Source organism: Shewanella sp. ISTPL2 (assembly GCF_013283205.1).
Taxonomy (GTDB): domain Bacteria; phylum Pseudomonadota; class Gammaproteobacteria; order Enterobacterales; family Shewanellaceae; genus Shewanella; species Shewanella oncorhynchi.
Map to the genome: position 1 here is coordinate 2,848,285 of NZ_JAAPAV010000001.1, position 16,712 is coordinate 2,864,996.

Genomic DNA, 16,712 nt, shown 5'->3' on the forward strand with positions numbered 1-16,712 from the left:
CCAACGAGTCTTATCGTTTACGTAGCTGAGTGTCTAATTGCTCAATGGGCTCAGTCCAGAGGGCATCGGCTTCTAAACCTTCAATGATAAAGCTCTTTTGGGCTGGGGTCCAAAAGGGCGCTTGGCTTAAATGGATGTGATGGTCGATATCATGGGTTGCAATAAACTGCGCTATGGCCTCGTCGCTACTGTCTAAACCGAGTTGCTCAAACAAGTGGCTTAAGTCTACTGGAGTTGTATCCATCATTATTTCCTTTTCAGTATAGTGCCTTCGTTTAGAGTAAGCGCCTGATTGAAAAATGCAATCTATGATTAAAATTTGCACTTTTTAGTTTCCTTGGTAGATTAACAGTTACGCATAAAAAAGTGTGAGCTAAGTCAAGGAATGCTAACGATGGACAATGAAATTCTGGAGGACTGCCGCGCAGTCTATTTGACCGCGGAAGACTTACGCATTGCCGCTTCTATTCTCTATAACGCTTACCATGATGATCCTTTTTTTGTCGATTCACTCTTTACCTCAGACAAAGCCGCTTATGAGCAAAAATTGCGCGCCGCAATCAGGGAAGAACTAAATACGTTATGGCAACAAAAACAAGCCCTCATTGGTTTATTCGACCATGAAAGACTCTTTGGGTTAGCCTGTGTAGTTACTCAAGAAGTGCCTTTAGGGGAAGGGCGTTATTGGCATTGGCGCTTAAAGATGTTGTTAGGTACAGGTTGGCAATCGACTCAAGCGCTAATGAACAAAGAGTCCAGTATTATTGAACTTTTACCCAGTAAGCACTGCGGTATTTTGCAGTTTATTGCTCTTGCACCAAATGAACAGCACAAAGGACTTGGACATAAGTTAGTACAAGCTGTGGTGAGTTGGTGTGATGAGCAGCCTGATTTGGATGGCATTGGTGTGTTTATCGCTCAGGAGAACCACTTGCAACTGTTTACTCAGCATGACTTTGTATCCATAGGCGAGCTGAGTATTGGCAGTATTCATGGCCAACTTTTATTCTATTCGGTTCAACAAGATGACTAACTCTTATAAACGTTTCGCCGATTTTTATCCTTTCTATTTATCCCAACACCAGCACCCGATTTGTCGGCAATTACACTTTGTTGGCAGTTGTTTAGTTCTGCTGCTGATTGGCATTGCCTTGGTTTCACAAGCCTGGTGGCTATGTTGGTTCATTCCTATTGTTGGTTATGGTTTTGCGTGGGTGGGACACTTCGTATTTGAGAAGAATCGACCCGCGACATTTCAGTATCCTTTTTACAGTTTGATGGCAGATTGGGTGATGTTTGCGCAGATGATTCGCCGCTTTTTTAAACGTTAAAAAAACTGCTCGAGTGAGATGCCCATGCCCGTGTGAGAGATCGCTTACAAACGTTGTAGGACATAATGTTTTCTTTTTGATTGTTTTTTGTCCTATAATATTTAATTTTAAATAGAATCATTGGGTTGTATTTGTTTTTCTTTGGTTGGTCCGTAATTAATTTTGTAGTCCGTTCTTTGAGCCGAACAAAAAAGTTAGGGTTAACGTAGAATTCACTCATGGCCAAAGCAAATGGATAGCAAGGAAAGCGAAACAGGCCAAAGGGACGCAAGAAGCAACGAATTAAGATTTCAAGGTTGAAATCGCTGACGGTAGGAAAACTGTCATTCGCCTCGGATAGGCTAAGGAAAAGCAGGATTGCTTTTCAAGGATGATTAGGGACAGTGAGTTGTATCGTCAGGATGATGAATTTCAGGAAGAATACAGGACACGCTTAAGGATTAAGCATGAACTCGAAACAGGATGTGTCGAGATAAGGATAAAGTATAAGGGTGAACAGCTTGTACTAATCTATGGAAAATAAATTTTGCAGGATGCAATAGGAATACGTCATAGGAAGTGACAGGCTCTGTAAAAAGGATTTACAGGTCAAGGGACTGAGTGTTATCTCACGTAAGTTTGATACACAGGGACGAAAAGGGATTACAGGGACGACGCAGGACGCAAGCAGACGCATGGATGGTGCAGGGAGCACAAATCGAGCAGGACGGCTTACAAAGGATAAATGGGGCGCACTTTAGTTGCGCCCTTTTCTTTGGTTCATTTTCAGCATTAATCTGGCTTTGCCAAGCTATAACGCTATTCACACAGACTTTATCTTAACTCTGCTTAAAGACTTCTCACCGTAAAGCATGTTCACCAGTCCTACTTCTCTTATTGCCCAATGATTTACTCTCTGTGTTGTCTGTGTTCTGGTCATGCGCCGAATGCTTGTCGAATTTTGAGCGATAGCGGTTTATGCATAAGTCCTCAGGGGAGACATCTAGCGTTTTGCTTACTTTTGATTCGAATTGCCATCTTCCGTGTAAGAGATCTCCTACAAGTATGTAAGTAATTTGTAGGTTCAAAGGATGGTTATGTCTTGGGGGTTGTTATTATTTATATTCATATCAGTAGGTTAACCTGTTTGTTATCAGTTGAGCTCACCATTTTTGTTAACATTTTAAATAATCCACAATGAGTACTTTCGTTGGTTGGCGTAGAATTCATCTTGTAGAAGGAATTGCGGGCAACAGGATGTTGGCGATCAGGATGATCGAACAGTGACTAAGGAATGTGACTTAAGGAAAGATAGGGATATAGGCCTTTCAGGATGAAAGAGAGCCAATACCAAGGAAGGGAGACTATCAAGGATTGATAGACTCATTGCATAGGATGGCAATGGCACAGGGAGTGCAATTGAATGGATGCAATACCCGTTTCATGGATGATGATGGAACCGCTCAGGAAAGAGCAAGCTTGGGACTGGATGACCAAGAGATAGGGAAGTACATGAGTACAAGGACCTCAAGGATTGAGCAGGGATGAAGCAGGACGCAGATTGACGCATGGATGGTGCAGGGAGCACAAAAATAGCGGGATAGCTTAACAGAGAATAGGAGGGCGTGGCTTTAGGGCCGCGCCCTTTCTTTTTTAACTTTTACAGTGAGTTATTTTGTAGCACCAGAGAATGACTGATTATTCTCAATTCTGGCTCACATTTTATTTGAGCCAACATTGTCGATAAAAGCTTAATGGCATTTGCCTGAGTTACAACCACTTTGCGTACCACACCCGCCAAACTTACCCTGTGACGTCGGCGCTTCATGCCATTCGGGCTCTGGGAAGATAGGCCATTCAATCTTTTGAATTTTCTTGCCTTGCATCCAAATATGGCCACGGTATTGGTTAATGCCGTCGGTGCTGAATTCAAATAAATATTTCGCCTTCCAGCAGATCCCCGTCGTGCCGCCAATGCTAGGGCGGGCAGTTTCCATAGCAATGGCTAACAGTTGCACTTTTTGTCGCCAACATTCTTTTTCGGCAAAAATACGGCTCAACTCTGCCATTTGGCGTAGTTGCCAAAAGAATGCGGCAATCACGACGAGGCCAATAATTAACAGTAAATCTGACATCATTTGCTAGCTGCCTTAAACAAACCACCTATGGCTTGTGATAGTTGAACACTTCGATTGGGATTTCTTAATTCGCCTAGTAGTTGATTGCGCAAACTAGGAATTGCCACAATATCAGCAAAGACCTGATTAAAAAAGGCTTGGGGCTGCAGTGCCAGAGCTTCTAAGTAAAGACTGCGACTTGAATCTTGTTTTAATACCGACCAGTTACGTCCGGCAATGCTGATGAGGGCATTGGTATCTAAAGAGGATTGGCCGTGTAGATGCGCAAACGCTTTTTGGCTGTGTTTGGCGCTAGAAGCCAAAGCGCGAAGGAAATAGGCTTGGTGTTCTGGCGCTGCGTCTTGAAGTTTCGCGAGAATCTTATCGGCGAGAGTGTCGCTAATCAGTAAGTGTTCAAGACATTGGCATAGGGCGATTTGCACTTCAATGGCGGCTGTATTAAAACTCGATACCAAGTGCTGCTCATGATCAAATTCTTTTGCGCGTACACACACATCGGCTATGCCTTGCATCCCAATATGTTGCCATTGTGATGGGGCAACTTGGCCTGACAGATATTGCACGGCAAACTCGTATTGTGATGAAGCGCGTTGGCCAAGTTGTTTACGAACGAGTGCGTTAAATACGGCCAGTTTTTCCTGGCTTGGCTTGAAATTAAAGGGATTATTTGCGAGTCGTTCTTGCTGCTCATCACTGAGCGGCTGAGTGGGATCTTGCCCTAGTGCCGCTAATATCATTTCGATAAATTGTGAGCGAGGCGCGGGCGACAGTAATCCTTGCTCATCTAACGCCAGTTTTAGAAACCAAATAAAGTGCTGCTGGCTAGCATCCCAAAAGACAATAGCAAATTGTGCATGCCCTTGAATGGGATAAGGATAAGGGGCTGACAGAGATTCGATTTGGTGAAACGCGAGCATATCAATATGTTGCACCCTACGGCCAAGATCATACACTTGGAACTGGGTTTTGGCTGTGGTTAAAAACTGGCTTAAAGTTGTAATTTCAGTCATTTGGCTGCCATATCAATCAAAGAGGCTCAATAAATTGGCGCCATTATAGGGGGAAGTGCGTCTGGATGGTATGATTGCGGCACTTTAATCGACCTATTCGGCCAGTGAATTGTGGGAAGTTTTCGAATCACACAGGGCTAATATGAGAATGGATCTGAAAGCTATGTTATACAGTCAAACCCAAGCTAAATTGGCTCAGATTACTCACGCGCTGCAAGCGGCCGAGTTGTGGTCTGAGCAAGCGCCTTCTGCCGCAGCAATGGCAAGCACAGCACCTTTTGCCTGTGATCTTATGCCCCTTGAGCAGTGGCTGCAGTTTATTTTGCTGCCTAGAATGCAGACTTTAATCGAAACGGGGGCGCCATTGCCGACGCAAATTGCGATTGCCCCTATGGCTGAACATGTTTGGCAGGATATGCTCCCGCGCCAAACTTTAATTAGCGTATTGAATGAATTGGATATGTTGTTAAATGAATCAAGATGATATCTGGCTTGAAACGCCTGAAAATGCAGTGAATGTATCCCAAGAGGATGATTCAGAAGAGCAGGCGCCTGAGATTGAAATTCTTTATGAAGATGAGCACTTAGTGGCAATTCATAAACCCGCAGGCTTATTGGTCCACCGCAGTTATTTAGCGCGTCGGGAGCGATTTTTTGCCATGCAGCTGACCCGTGACTTAGTGGGCTGTCATGTGTTTCCTGTACATCGTCTCGACAGGCCGACATCCGGCGTGCTCTTGTTTGCCAAGAGTAGTGAAGTGGCTAATGCTCTGTGTGAGCAATTTGCTTCCCATACGATTGAAAAACAATATTTGGCTTTAGTGCGCGGTAATATGTATGAGAGCGGTATTTTAGATTATGCGCTTAAGGTTGAGTTGGATGAATTAGGCGATAAGAATGCCGATCCTAATAAAGCGGCGCAGGAGGCTGTGACGGCGTATGAGCCGTTACTCAATACTGAAATTCCGTATCAGTCAGGCCGATATCCCACTAGCCGGTTCGCACTGGTACGCTTGAGTCCTAAAACGGGGCGTAAGCATCAGCTTAGAAGGCATATGGCACATTTACGCCACCCCATCGTCGGTGATACCACCCATGGCGACGGTAAGCAAAATACGTTTTTTCGTGAGCATTTCGGTATTAATCGCCTGTGGCTTATCGCGAAAAAACTCACCTTTACACACCCAATAACTCAAACTCGGCTCAGCATAGAAACCGAGCTTGAGTCCGAGTGGGAAACTGTGTTTGCCGAGCTAGGTTGGGATGAGGCGACCTTGAGTCAGCAAGCTGAGTTATTCATCGCCCAAGAGGCGTGAACAGCAAGCGGCCAATGCTTGATATGGTGATATCAACTTAGCCGCGTGAATAAAATTAAGTGCATTCACTTTGCTTTGTTATTGAAACTAAAGTCATCGAATTAAAAACGAGGTGGATTGCTTAATCGAGGAGTTGTGGCGTTTGTGCTGTTTGTGGCCGCAGCTCTTGCATCATGACAGCTAAGGTTGAGAATCCAGACGTGAGTGCAAGTGGCGATATGAGATTTTGCTGGGCGGAGTGGAAGTAGTTTTTACGTCGAATATGGGTTGTTTTGTGGTGCTGCTTGAGGTGTTTTTGGCGGGTGGACTGTCGCATTAGATATTTTCTCACGCTCAATGGCTTGATTTATAAAAAATTTGCGCCTTAGCTTGCTCATACGCTGAACAATAAAGTAAGGTCAGCCTAATAAGGTTTGCAACGCGATGTGGAGTGTATCATGAAAAAGGTGAATCTGGTGTTTGGCACTGTATATGGTAGTGCACAATTTGCCGCTGAAACCCTAGAGAAAGAAATGCAAGTTTTAGGTTACGATGTCACATTGTGGCAACCTAATGAGGTAGCAAGCTTTATTCCTCCTCAGGATGAATTGTTAGTGGTGGTGACTTCGACGACCGGACAAGGGGATTTACCCGATGATATTCAGTCTTGGTACCATAATCTTAAACATTTAGCTCCCTACTTACCTGAGCTTAGATACAGTGTGATAGCTCTAGGTGATTCAAGTTATGAGACTTTCTGCGGTGCAGGTAAGTCTGTAGATGCACTCTTGAGTGAACTTGGCGCTAAGCCGCTGGTGGAATTACTCGAAATTGATGCCTGTGAAACCATGGAACCTGAGGTTGAAGCGATAAAATGGCTAGAACGCTGGAATCAAGTCGTCAAAACCGAGCTCGTCGCTTAGGTAGTTTCGTCAATCTACAGTGGTTTAAATTTGCCCAGCGCTTAAGCCAAGCGCTGCTTATTCCTATTGCCATTTTACCCGCCGCTGGGGTTATGCTCGGCTTAACCGTTAGTCCAATTCCTTTTATGCCCGAAGAGCTGACAGTGCTGATGCTGGCGGTGGGCAAACTCATTTTCGCCATTATGCCGATGTTATTTGCCGTGGCTGTCGCTATTGGTTTTTGTCGCGATCAAGGCATTGCCGCCTTTTCGGCAGTGTTTGGTTATGGGGTGATGACGGCAACGTTAGCCGCACTGGCTGATTTGTATCGACTTCCAACCCAACCTTTATTAGGAATGGATACCTTAGATACTGGAATTGCAGGTGGCATGATGCTCGGTGGTATTACTTGCCTCGCAGTCCGTTGGAGTCAATATATTCGCTTGCCTGCGATTTTCTCTTTCTTCGAGGGACGTCGCAGTGCATCTTTACTTATTATTCCCCTAGCGATGAGCCTAGGTTATGTACTCGCCCATGTGTGGCCACCCTTAGCTTTATTGATTGAGCGCGTATCCGACTGGGCGGTTTATCAAAAACCGGCCATCGCCTTTGGCGTGTATGGCGCATTAGAGCGGTTACTTATTCCCCTTGGCTTACATCATATTTGGAATGCGCCTTTTTACTTAGAGGTGGGCCAATACCAGTTATTGGGGTATGAAGTCGTTCGTGGTGAGGTGGCGCGCTATTTAGCGGGCGATCCGCAGGCTGGAAACCTTGCCGGTGGTTATCTGATTAAAATGTGGGGATTACCGGCTGCTGCACTGGCAATGTGGCGCTGCGCTGACCCCTCTGAGCGGAATCGCGTGGCGGGCATTATGCTCTCGGCGGGGGCGGCCAGTTGGTTAACTGGGGTGACTGAACCTATCGAATTTGCTTTTATGTTTGTGGCGCCGATTCTATTTATTATTCACGCCTTACTCACTGGGCTCGCTTATTTTGTCTGTATTATGCTGGATATTCACCACAGCATAGTATTCTCCCAAGGGCTGGTGGACTTTACGCTGCTATTTCCATTGTCCCGTAATGCCAGCTGGTTTATTTTCCTTGGGCCTTTAACCGCCATAATATATTACCTGTTGTTTAGACTGAGTATTTTAGCCTTTAATTTGAAAACTCCCGGTAGGCTTGAGCATAACGACAGTAAAGGACCCAAAGAAAGTTTACGGGCGATTATTGCGGCGCTCGGCGGGCGTGAAAATATCGTTGAACTTAATGCTTGTTTGACACGGTTACGCTTGAGCGTACACAAGCCCGAGTTAGTCAATAAGGTGCGTTTGAGTCAGTTGGGCGCTAAGGGCGTGATCGTTATGGGCAAAGGTGTGCAGGTGGTTTATGGCACTAAGGCCGAAACCTTGCGTAAAGTATTGCAGCGTTACTTAGATACTCGGCGCTAGGATTGTGTTTTTACAAAATTAACTGCTTAATTTTTACATTTTATTGATTCAAGCCTCTGAAATATCATTTTTATTTTCGCATTATAGGGTTTTCATACTGTTCAGCATGATTTGCTATGGCAAACTCGATGTAGAGACAATATAGGAGAGCCAACTTTGCAACAAATGACTGAAACTCGCGGTAATACTTCGCCATCCATAGAACGTAAAATCTTACTGACGGATTGCGCTGATGCCCAAGGCCTCATCGCTAAAATCACCAGTGTTTGTTTTACTCATAAACTGAATATCATCAAAAACAGTGAGTTTGTGGATAATGCCCAAGGGCGTTTCTTTATGCGAACTGAATTAGAGGGCATTTTTAACAGCGAACTGTTATTGCAGGATCTGCGTGACGTACTGCCTACGCAAAATCATATGACGTTAGTTAGCGCGGGTAAAAAACGCATTGTGGTGTTAGTTACAAAGGAAGCGCACTGTTTAGGCGATTTGTTAATGAAAGCTTATTATGGTGGTTTAAGTGTCGAGATTGCCGCTGTGGTGGGTAACCATGATGCACTACGTGAATTGGCAGAGAAGTTTAACATCCCTTTTCATCTGGTGAGTCACGAAGGCTTAGACCGAATTCAACACGAGCAAGCACTGTTGGCCGCAGTATCACAATATGAGCCAGATTATCTGGTGTTGGCTAAGTATATGCGGGTGCTAACTCCAGATTTTGTGGCGCAATATCCTAATCGTATCATCAACATTCATCATTCTTTTTTACCTGCTTTTATCGGCGCCGCACCCTATCGCCAAGCCTGGGAGCGCGGGGTGAAAATTATCGGTGCGACGGCGCATTTTGTGAATAATTGCCTCGATGAAGGGCCGATCATCAAGCAAGACGTGATTCCCGTCGACCACAGTTATAGTGCCTTAGAAATGGCGCGAGCTGGGCGCGATGTTGAAAAGAGTGTATTGAGTAAAGCGCTGCAATTAGTGCTCAACGAACAAGTGGTCGTGTACGGCAATAAAACGATCGTTTTCTAAGATGTAGGTGAGTCGTGGCAATGGCATGACATTCAGCGGCGTTTATTTTAACCCGTGTCTGTCATGAAATCAGCTATCATTATGTTTATTGGAGATTTTATAGTGCTCACATTGGGGTGAACATAGCGGTATAGTGTATTACCCATGCTCGAATTACAGGTCGGAGTGCTGGATGTCAACTCGTCAAAGCCTTATCGTTGGAATGAAAGACTTGCCCGATAGTTTGAATTTATCTTGGGCACAGCTAGATGAGCAGTTTTGTGTGCTACGGATGAGCCAAGCCTTTTATAGCCGTTGCAAACGCTCTGCGGCGCAAATCATTAATCAACCGATTAGCCAATTGTTTAGTGCTTTTAATGCTGAACTATGCGCCGATATCGTGAGGCGACGCGGCCAAGAAATAGGTTTTCAATTACAAGATCATCGCGGCATACGTGTGCATCTCGCGCTGCATTCTTTGCCTGAAATGGGATGGTACTTGATTCTATCCGACATCAATTTTGAAGATCCGCAGATGAAGGAGTTGCACTCGGATTATCGTCGAGCGATTCAAGCCAGCGATGCTTGGCTGCAACACATTGAAGATGTGATTAAATCCTCCCAAGAAGAAGTATTTAAAGTCGCAGTTTCTAAGGCGATGTCACTCACTGGCAGTCGATATGGCTTTATTCTGTTGCATAACGAAAAGTTAAAAACACTCACACTCGCCGCGCGTTCTGAGTATCCCCACGCAGAGGCGAATCAAGCCGATTTTGTTGAAGATAATACCCAAGTGTCAGAACTTGAAAGCCGCGTATGGCTCGAATGTGTGCGAGATTATAAGCCGATCATCCAAAATCAAACCGATTCCCAAAGGCGCTTAGGGGATTTGCCCTTAGATAAACTGCTACTTGGAGGGCGTTACTTGGCGGTACCGATTTTATTTCGCAGTCGCTTAGTGGGCATGCTGTGTGTGGTTGACCGTAACGAGCCTTATAGTCGTAATGATGCGAGATCATTACTGACTTTTGCCAGCATTTTATGGCACAGCATTGAACTACCACGCACATTGCGCGCGGTATCCAGGCAGTCCAAAATCATTAAAGCGCAAAAAGAGCAATTATCTCAATCGTTAACCCAGCTTATTAGTGCTATTTCTGAGGCATTAGAACTGAAAGATGCCTATACCGCAGGGCATCAAAAGTCGGTGGCGCAATTAAGTTATTTGATTGGTGAGAAATTAGGTTTAGACCCGCTGCGTTTAGAAGGGCTGAAGATTGGTGCCTTAGTTCATGATATTGGTAAGTTAGCGATTCCATCACAGATTTTGACAAAACCGTCAAAACTTTCAAAAGAAGAATACGCATTAATACAGACCCATCCGCTCCATGGCGCTGAAATTATTGAGGATGTGGAGTTTCCTTGGCCCATTAAAGAGATGATTTTACAGCATCATGAGCGGCTCGATGGCTCAGGTTATCCCGCGGGCTTAAAGGATAAGGCGATTTTATATGAGGCAAAAATTATTGCCGTCGCCGATGTTGCCGATTCGATATTGTCCCACAGGCCTTATCGCCCATCGTTAGGGCTGGAGAAAATGACTGAAGTATTGCGTGCGGGCAAAGGGACTCTTTTTGATCCTGAGATAGTCGAAACCTGTTTAGCGATTTTGATTAATCGAGAGTTGAGTATTAGCGATCATATCGGCGCTGCGCCGCTTGAACCTTTAGTCACGATTTCACTCGACCATGAGTTAGTTGATATTAAGCGTTTACTTACGACTGCCCATGCTAAGGTGGCCGTGGTATTGGATGAGCAACATAAGATACTTGGGGTGATCACGAGTCGCTTACTGGAACATTGGTTTAGCCCATTACTTGGCACTGCGGCTGAGCGTGAACTGGATAGGGCATCTTTACATAAAAAAGCCCATCAGATCATGGAGCATTCAGTGCCTATTATCAGTGAGGTGGCCACATCGGAAGATGCATTACTGCAGTTGAATTTACTAGACTCAGAATATCTTGTGGTGGTGAACAAAGCGCAGCAGCCATTGGGGATTATCGGCTGGCGGGCCATTGCAATGACGAGAAATGCATTCCGTGAAGTAGAGCGTTTGATTTAAGTGTCTTATTAAACACTTTATTTTTAAGCCTGATAATGACAGCGCAACCGTAGGCTAAATTTTACCGACAATAAAAAAGATGCCCTTAGGCATCTTTTTTATGGAACTCATGTTATCGAACAAATGCTGTGACTGTTAATCAACAATACGCAGTAATTCGTTGATACCCACTTTACTGCGGGTTTTTGCATCGACTTTCTTAACGATAATAGCGGCATAGAGGCTGTACTTGCCACAGGCTGATGGTAAGTTGCCAGAAACAACCACAGAGCCTGCTGGCACACGACCGTAATGCACTTCGCCGGTTTCGCGATCATAAATTCGAGTACTTTGGCCGATATACACGCCCATAGAAATCACTGAGCCTTCTTCAACCACAACGCCTTCAACAATCTCAGAACGCGCACCGATAAAGCAGTTATCTTCGATGATAGTTGGGCCCGCTTGCAATGGCTCAAGTACGCCACCAATGCCCACTCCGCCAGATAAATGCACGTTTTTACCGATTTGTGCACATGAGCCAACCGTTGCCCAAGTGTCAACCATAGTGCCTTCATCAACATAGGCGCCTAAGTTCACATAGGATGGCATCAACACGGTATTTTTACCGATAAATGAGCCTTTACGTACTGTTGCCGAAGGCACTACACGAATGGCTTCCGCCTTAAAGCGGGCTTCATCATATTCGGCAAATTTTAACGGCACTTTGTCGAAGTATTTGGTTTCGGCGCCATCGATAACCACGTTATCGAAAATACGGAAGGACAGTAATACCGCCTTTTTCAGCCATTGGTGCACATGCCATTGTCCGTCGATTTTCTCGGCGACACGGACTTCACCTTTATCGAGCATATTGATGACATTTTGCACATCGCTGCGCACACCTGCGTCAACTGTGCTTGGTGTGATGTCGGCGCGCGCTTCAAAAGCCGCCTCAATACGTTGGCGTAAAGCCTCCATTTACTTCTCCCACTGGTCTCGTTAATTAACTGATTCGATATTCTTTGCACTCAGGGCACTGATTAAAGCATCCCTGAGGGTATTCTCTTGGGTTTCGTTAAGTTGCAAGCCATCATTAGTCTGCAGCATAAAAAAGTCTTCGGCTCGCTCACCAATGGTGGTGATTTTGGCCGCGAGTAATGTTGTGTTGCAACGGTAAAAGATATCCCCGACTTTTGCCAGTAATCCTGGCGAATCTAAGGCGATAAGCTCCATCATACTTGTACCATGACGACTGCTTTCGAGGAAACTCACTTGTGTCGGCACATTAAAAGGTTTCATCTTGCGCGATAGTTTTCTAAAGCGCGGCAGTTTTGGACTGTCGCTCGACAGGGCTTTCTCAAGCGCCTTACGGATACTTTGGATGCGTGAAAGCTGGCTAACGGGCTCACCATCCTGCTCTAAGATCACAAAGGTATCGAGGGCATAATTGTCTTTTGAGGTCATGATGTTGGCATCATGGACGTTGATATTTTTATTGTCGAGTACCGCCATCACAGTTGCGAACAATTTAGGTCTGTCTTGGCAATAGACAAATAGCTCAGTACCACCACGGGTGGTGTGTTTGGACACTAAGACTAAGGGCTCATCCTGTTGTTTGTGCTTTAAAATCGCTTCGGCGTGCCACGCGACTTGATTTGGCTGGTGGCGTAAAAAGTAATCGGCCTTAAAACGTTGCCACAGGGCATCGAGATCTTTCTCTTTCAATCCGCGGCGCAGCAGTTCTTTTTTCGCCTTGGCTTGGTATTCACGCACTCTGGCACGAATATCGACGGGTTTTTCTTTACCGCGGGCGAGCACTCTTTGGGTCGAAAAGTACAAGTCGCGTAGCAGTGAGCCTTTCCAGTTGTTCCAGGTTTTTTCGTTGGTGGCGCAGATATCAGCGACCGTTAAGCAGTACAGATAGCTTAAATGCACGGCATCGCGGACTTTATTGGCAAAGTCGGCCACCACATCGGGATCGGAAATATCACGGCGCTGGGCGGTGACAGACATCACCAGATGATTTTCAACCAGCCAAGCGACTAGACGGCCATCGTGATCATTTAATCCATGCAGCTTACAAAAGGCGAGGGCATCGCTGCTGCCCAGTTTACTGTGATCGCCACCGCGACCTTTGGCGATATCGTGGAAGATAGCGCCTAATACGAGTAAACCTTTTTTAGGCAGTTGGTTGATGAGAATCGAGCCTAAGGGAAATTCTTCTTTTTGTTCGGCTTGAGAAAAACGCTCAATATTGAGCAGCAATCTGTGGGTATGTTCATCGACTGTGTAGGCGTGGAACAGGTCAAACTGCATCTGACCTTCAATATTTCGCCATGCCGGTAAATAGGCCGATAACACGCCGTGTTTGTGCATTAAAGACAAGGCAACAATGCCGCGAGGATGGCGCAAAATTTCCATAAAGGCTTGGCGGCAAAGCGGGTTTTCTTGCAAGGCTTGCGGCTGGGCGCGTCTTGCACGGCGCAGTGAACGCAGTGTTGGCGCGTAAATGCCTTTGATGTTGGAGTTTTTAGCGACCAACAAAAATAGCCGCACAATTTCTTCGCCGCTATCGAACAGATCATCGCTTAGCGCTTCAATAAAAGTGCCGCGGCGCTGGTAGTGTTTATCTATCGATTGAATTTCTAAAGCTTTTGTGTGGCCCAGTGTTGCCCGTTTAAACAGCTGCAGCAACATTTCGTTTAGCTCCATCACTCGGCGTACCGTGCGATAGTAACGTTTCATCATTTGCTCAACAGCAAGCTGGGTGGCGTCTTCATACCCCATAAGTTCGGCAACTTGGCGTTGTACATCAAAGAGTAAGCGATTTTCATCGCGACCGACCACCATGTGCAGGGCAAAGCGTATCTTCCACAAAAAGTGCTGGCATTCGAGCAGCTCTTCTAGTTCACCAGGCTCTAAAAAGTCGTATTGGACTAATTCTTCGAGGCGAGCGGCGCCAAAGTGACGCATGGCTACCCAAGCAATGGTTTGAATATCCCTAAGACCACCGGGACAACTCTTGATATTGGGTTCTAAATCGAAGGCACTGGCTCTGGCATGGCGGGCATTTTGCTCATCCCGTTTTGCGATAAAAAAATCGCTTGAAGTCCAAAAGTCACTCTGACGAATCGCATCATAAAGTTGATCGAATAAAAATTCGGGTCCTTCAAGTAATCGTGCCTCTAACAGATTGGTGGCTATGGTGATTTCTTCACGGCCGAGGATAATCGTGTCGTTTAACGTACGGACACTGTGGCCGATTTCCAGATTGGCATCCCACAGAAAGGCAATAAACTGACTGAGTGCCGCTTCGGCGGCGGGTGACAAGATATCATTAAACAGGAACAGCAAGTCGACATCTGAGTGGGGATGCAGCTCCCCACGGCCATAGCCGCCCACGGCAATCAAGGCAATATCATATTCCCTTAGACCGTGCTGTTCCCAAGCTTGCTTGACAAGGGCATCGACAAATTGACAGCGCTGCGTGACGAGCTCTTCAATCGGGGTTTTAGCCTTAAAACTGGCCAAAAGAATCTGATTCTGTTCGATTAATGATTGTTTAGCGAGCAGAGCTATATTCATCGAGTCCCTTGTTTTTATGCTTGTTAGTATGGCCTATCGCTCGTGATTGATGATACGTGGGAAATCCTCATCCTCACGCAGGGTAAGTACTTCAACCCCTTTTTCAGTCACCAGTAAGGTATGTTCCCACTGGGCTGAATTTTTACCATCGGAGGTCGTTACCGTCCACTTATCATCGCGATCGAGTATGGTCGTGTGGCGACCAGCATTGATCATAGGTTCAATGGTGAAACACATGCCTGGGCGTAATACAGTGTTATCGCCGTTACGGTAATGCATAACCTGAGGTTCCTCATGGAAACCCGAGCCAATACCGTGGCCACAATAATCTTGCACGATGGAATATTTCTCAAGGCCTGTTTTACTTGCTTTGATGAATTTTTCGATAGTATTGCCAATTTCACCCAGTTTTAAACCTGGACGCACCTTACGAATAGCCAAATACAAGCTTTCTTGCGCAATGCGGCACAGACGTTTGTCCTTCGCGCTCACTTCACCGATTAAAAACATCATCGAGGTATCGCCGTGATAACCGTCTTTAATCACTGTGATGTCGATATTGAGGATATCGCCTTCTTTCAATGGTGGGTTGTCGTTTGGAATGCCGTGGCAAATCACATGGTTTACAGAAGTACAAATGGATTTAGGAAAACCATGGTAGTTAAGCGGCGCCGAAATCGCACCTTGCTCTTCGGTATATTTGGCGCAGAGGTCATTGAGCTCATTGGTGGTCACGCCCGGTTTAACATGCGGCGCGATCATTTCTAATACCTGTGCGGCTAGTTTGCCCGCAGCACGCATTTTTTCAATTTCTTCAGCGGTCTTGATGACTATACTCATTGCGTTTTCTCTTGTGTCTTTAATGTCTGTTGGCCACGCAACCTAATGCAAAAATTTGTGCTTTAGGGCTATTTATGGTATAAAGCGCGCCGTTATGTTTAAGTCTTGATGAATTGTCCAAGCCAGCTTTTGCGCTGCTTTGATACTTGCAAGACTAAAGATGGCGGCCATTATACATGGCTATTTGTCTAAATACTAAATCACACACGTGTCGACACATTCTTCGGGGTGCCCTCAGTTGTTATATAAGGGGTCGAAGACATGGGATACGTGGAGGTCTAACCCCCTAAATTTTAAGGTAATAGAAATGACTACAGTTTCAATGCGCGATATGCTTCAGGCCGGTGTCCACTTCGGTCACCAAACCCGTTACTGGAACCCAAAAATGAAGCCATTCATTTTCGGTGCTCGCAACGGTGTTCACATCATCAACCTTGAGCATACTGTGCCAATGTTCAATGAAGCGCTAGCTTTCATCAGCAACGTAGCTTCAAAGAAAGGTAAAGTATTATTCGTTGGTACTAAACGTGCTGCTGGCGAAGCGATCAAAGAAGCTGCTCTGTCTTGTGACCAGTACTATGTTGATCACCGCTGGTTAGGCGGTATGCTGACAAACTGGAAAACCGTTCGTCAGTCAATCAAACGTCTGAAAGAACTGGAAAGCCAATCAGTAGATGGTACTTTCGACAAGCTGACCAAGAAAGAAGCGCTGATGCGTACTCGTGAGCTTGAAAAGCTGGAAAAATCTTTAGGTGGTATTAAAAACATGGGCGGCCTGCCAGACGTATTATTCGTCATTGGTGCTGACCATGAGCATATCGCTATTAAAGAAGCTAACAACCTGGGTATCCCTGTTGTTGCAGTTGTTGATACTAACTCTGCGCCAGATGGTGTTAACTACATCGTTCCTGGTAACGACGACGCTATGCGTGCTATCCGCCTGTACACTTCTTCTGTTGCTGCTGCTGCAAAAGCTGGCCGTGGTCAAGATTTGGCTGTTCAAGCTGAGCAAGACGGTTTCGTAGAAGCCGAATAATAATAAGGCGGGATGATTATCATC

16 protein-coding genes are annotated in these 16,712 nt (G+C 45.6%); 9 read left to right on the forward strand and 7 right to left on the reverse strand.

Annotation, left to right across the window (positions count from 1 at the left end):
• Positions 1 to 10: 10 nt before the first annotated feature.
• Positions 11 to 244 carry a DUF2789 domain-containing protein gene (locus HUB64_RS12460; RefSeq protein ID WP_028760620.1) on the reverse strand — a complete coding sequence of 78 codons (234 nt, stop codon included), beginning with the start codon at positions 242 to 244 and terminating at the stop codon, positions 11 to 13.
• 150 nt (positions 245 to 394) lie between these two features.
• Between HUB64_RS12460 and HUB64_RS12465 the strand changes: the two genes are divergently transcribed.
• Positions 395 to 1,033 (forward strand): GNAT family N-acetyltransferase, encoded by a 639-nt coding sequence (locus tag HUB64_RS12465; RefSeq protein WP_131523813.1) that lies wholly within the window; start codon positions 395 to 397, stop codon positions 1,031 to 1,033.
• Entirely contained in the window at positions 1,026 to 1,331 is a 306-nt protein-coding gene (locus HUB64_RS12470; RefSeq protein ID WP_168823197.1) for a DUF962 domain-containing protein, read from the forward strand. The genes HUB64_RS12465 and HUB64_RS12470 overlap by 8 nt, the downstream gene beginning before the upstream one ends.
• Before the next feature lie 1,730 nt (positions 1,332 to 3,061).
• Here HUB64_RS12470 and HUB64_RS12475 read toward each other — a convergent pair.
• Entirely contained in the window at positions 3,062 to 3,448 is a 387-nt protein-coding gene (locus HUB64_RS12475) for a DUF3301 domain-containing protein (protein ID WP_105249728.1), read from the reverse strand.
• The gene (locus HUB64_RS12480) at positions 3,445 to 4,458 is read right to left on the reverse strand and encodes a DUF3549 family protein (RefSeq protein ID WP_107946951.1); all 1,014 of its coding nucleotides are present in this window, start codon (positions 4,456 to 4,458) and stop codon (positions 3,445 to 3,447) included. The genes HUB64_RS12475 and HUB64_RS12480 overlap by 4 nt, the downstream gene beginning before the upstream one ends.
• A 163-nt stretch (positions 4,459 to 4,621) precedes the next feature.
• On the opposite strand from HUB64_RS12480, the gene HUB64_RS12485 reads away from it, so the two are divergent.
• Together HUB64_RS12485 and truC are read left to right on the forward strand one after the other, a co-directional pair.
• Positions 4,622 to 4,942 carry a YqcC family protein gene (locus HUB64_RS12485; RefSeq protein ID WP_173245855.1) on the forward strand — a complete coding sequence of 107 codons (321 nt, stop codon included), beginning with the start codon at positions 4,622 to 4,624 and terminating at the stop codon, positions 4,940 to 4,942.
• Positions 4,929 to 5,774 carry a tRNA pseudouridine(65) synthase TruC gene (gene truC / locus HUB64_RS12490; RefSeq protein WP_173497099.1) on the forward strand — a complete coding sequence of 282 codons (846 nt, stop codon included), beginning with the start codon at positions 4,929 to 4,931 and terminating at the stop codon, positions 5,772 to 5,774. The genes HUB64_RS12485 and truC overlap by 14 nt, the downstream gene beginning before the upstream one ends.
• A 121-nt stretch (positions 5,775 to 5,895) precedes the next feature.
• Here truC and HUB64_RS12495 read toward each other — a convergent pair whose 3' ends face one another.
• Positions 5,896 to 6,090 carry a hypothetical protein gene (locus HUB64_RS12495; RefSeq protein WP_105249725.1) on the reverse strand — a complete coding sequence of 65 codons (195 nt, stop codon included), beginning with the start codon at positions 6,088 to 6,090 and terminating at the stop codon, positions 5,896 to 5,898.
• Positions 6,091 to 6,211: 121 nt separating this feature from the next.
• Here HUB64_RS12495 and HUB64_RS12500 point away from each other — a divergent pair, with 121 nt between their 5' ends.
• From HUB64_RS12500 to HUB64_RS12515, 4 genes are all read left to right on the forward strand, one after another.
• Entirely contained in the window at positions 6,212 to 6,676 is a 465-nt protein-coding gene (locus tag HUB64_RS12500) for a flavodoxin (protein WP_113938961.1), read from the forward strand.
• Positions 6,628 to 8,109 (forward strand): PTS transporter subunit EIIC, encoded by a 1,482-nt coding sequence (locus HUB64_RS12505; protein ID WP_173497100.1) that lies wholly within the window; start codon positions 6,628 to 6,630, stop codon positions 8,107 to 8,109. The genes HUB64_RS12500 and HUB64_RS12505 overlap by 49 nt, the downstream gene beginning before the upstream one ends.
• Before the next feature lie 165 nt (positions 8,110 to 8,274).
• The gene (gene purU / locus HUB64_RS12510; protein WP_173497916.1) at positions 8,275 to 9,141 is read left to right on the forward strand and encodes a formyltetrahydrofolate deformylase; all 867 of its coding nucleotides are present in this window, start codon (positions 8,275 to 8,277) and stop codon (positions 9,139 to 9,141) included.
• Positions 9,142 to 9,313: 172 nt separating this feature from the next.
• A complete protein-coding gene (locus HUB64_RS12515) occupies positions 9,314 to 11,245 on the forward strand; it encodes an HD domain-containing phosphohydrolase (protein WP_168823188.1) in 1,932 nt (643 codons plus the stop codon).
• 135 nt (positions 11,246 to 11,380) lie between these two features.
• Here the strand turns inward: HUB64_RS12515 and dapD are convergent, their stop codons facing one another.
• From dapD to map, 3 genes are read right to left on the reverse strand one after another with little or no spacing between them, the layout of a single operon-like run.
• Positions 11,381 to 12,205: a 2,3,4,5-tetrahydropyridine-2,6-dicarboxylate N-succinyltransferase gene (gene dapD, locus HUB64_RS12520; protein WP_028760609.1), complete on the reverse strand. Its 825-nt coding sequence runs from the start codon at positions 12,203 to 12,205 to the stop codon at positions 11,381 to 11,383.
• A 21-nt stretch (positions 12,206 to 12,226) separates the two neighbouring features.
• Positions 12,227 to 14,812 carry a bifunctional uridylyltransferase/uridylyl-removing protein GlnD gene (gene glnD, locus HUB64_RS12525; protein WP_173245849.1) on the reverse strand — a complete coding sequence of 862 codons (2,586 nt, stop codon included), beginning with the start codon at positions 14,810 to 14,812 and terminating at the stop codon, positions 12,227 to 12,229.
• Positions 14,813 to 14,845: 33 nt separating this feature from the next.
• Positions 14,846 to 15,676 (reverse strand): type I methionyl aminopeptidase, encoded by an 831-nt coding sequence (gene map, locus HUB64_RS12530; protein WP_226058787.1) that lies wholly within the window; start codon positions 15,674 to 15,676, stop codon positions 14,846 to 14,848.
• Positions 15,677 to 15,959: 283 nt separating this feature from the next.
• On the opposite strand from map, the gene rpsB reads away from it, so the two are divergent.
• Positions 15,960 to 16,688 carry a 30S ribosomal protein S2 gene (gene rpsB, locus HUB64_RS12535; protein ID WP_028760607.1) on the forward strand — a complete coding sequence of 243 codons (729 nt, stop codon included), beginning with the start codon at positions 15,960 to 15,962 and terminating at the stop codon, positions 16,686 to 16,688.
• Positions 16,689 to 16,712: the final 24 nt, after the last annotated feature.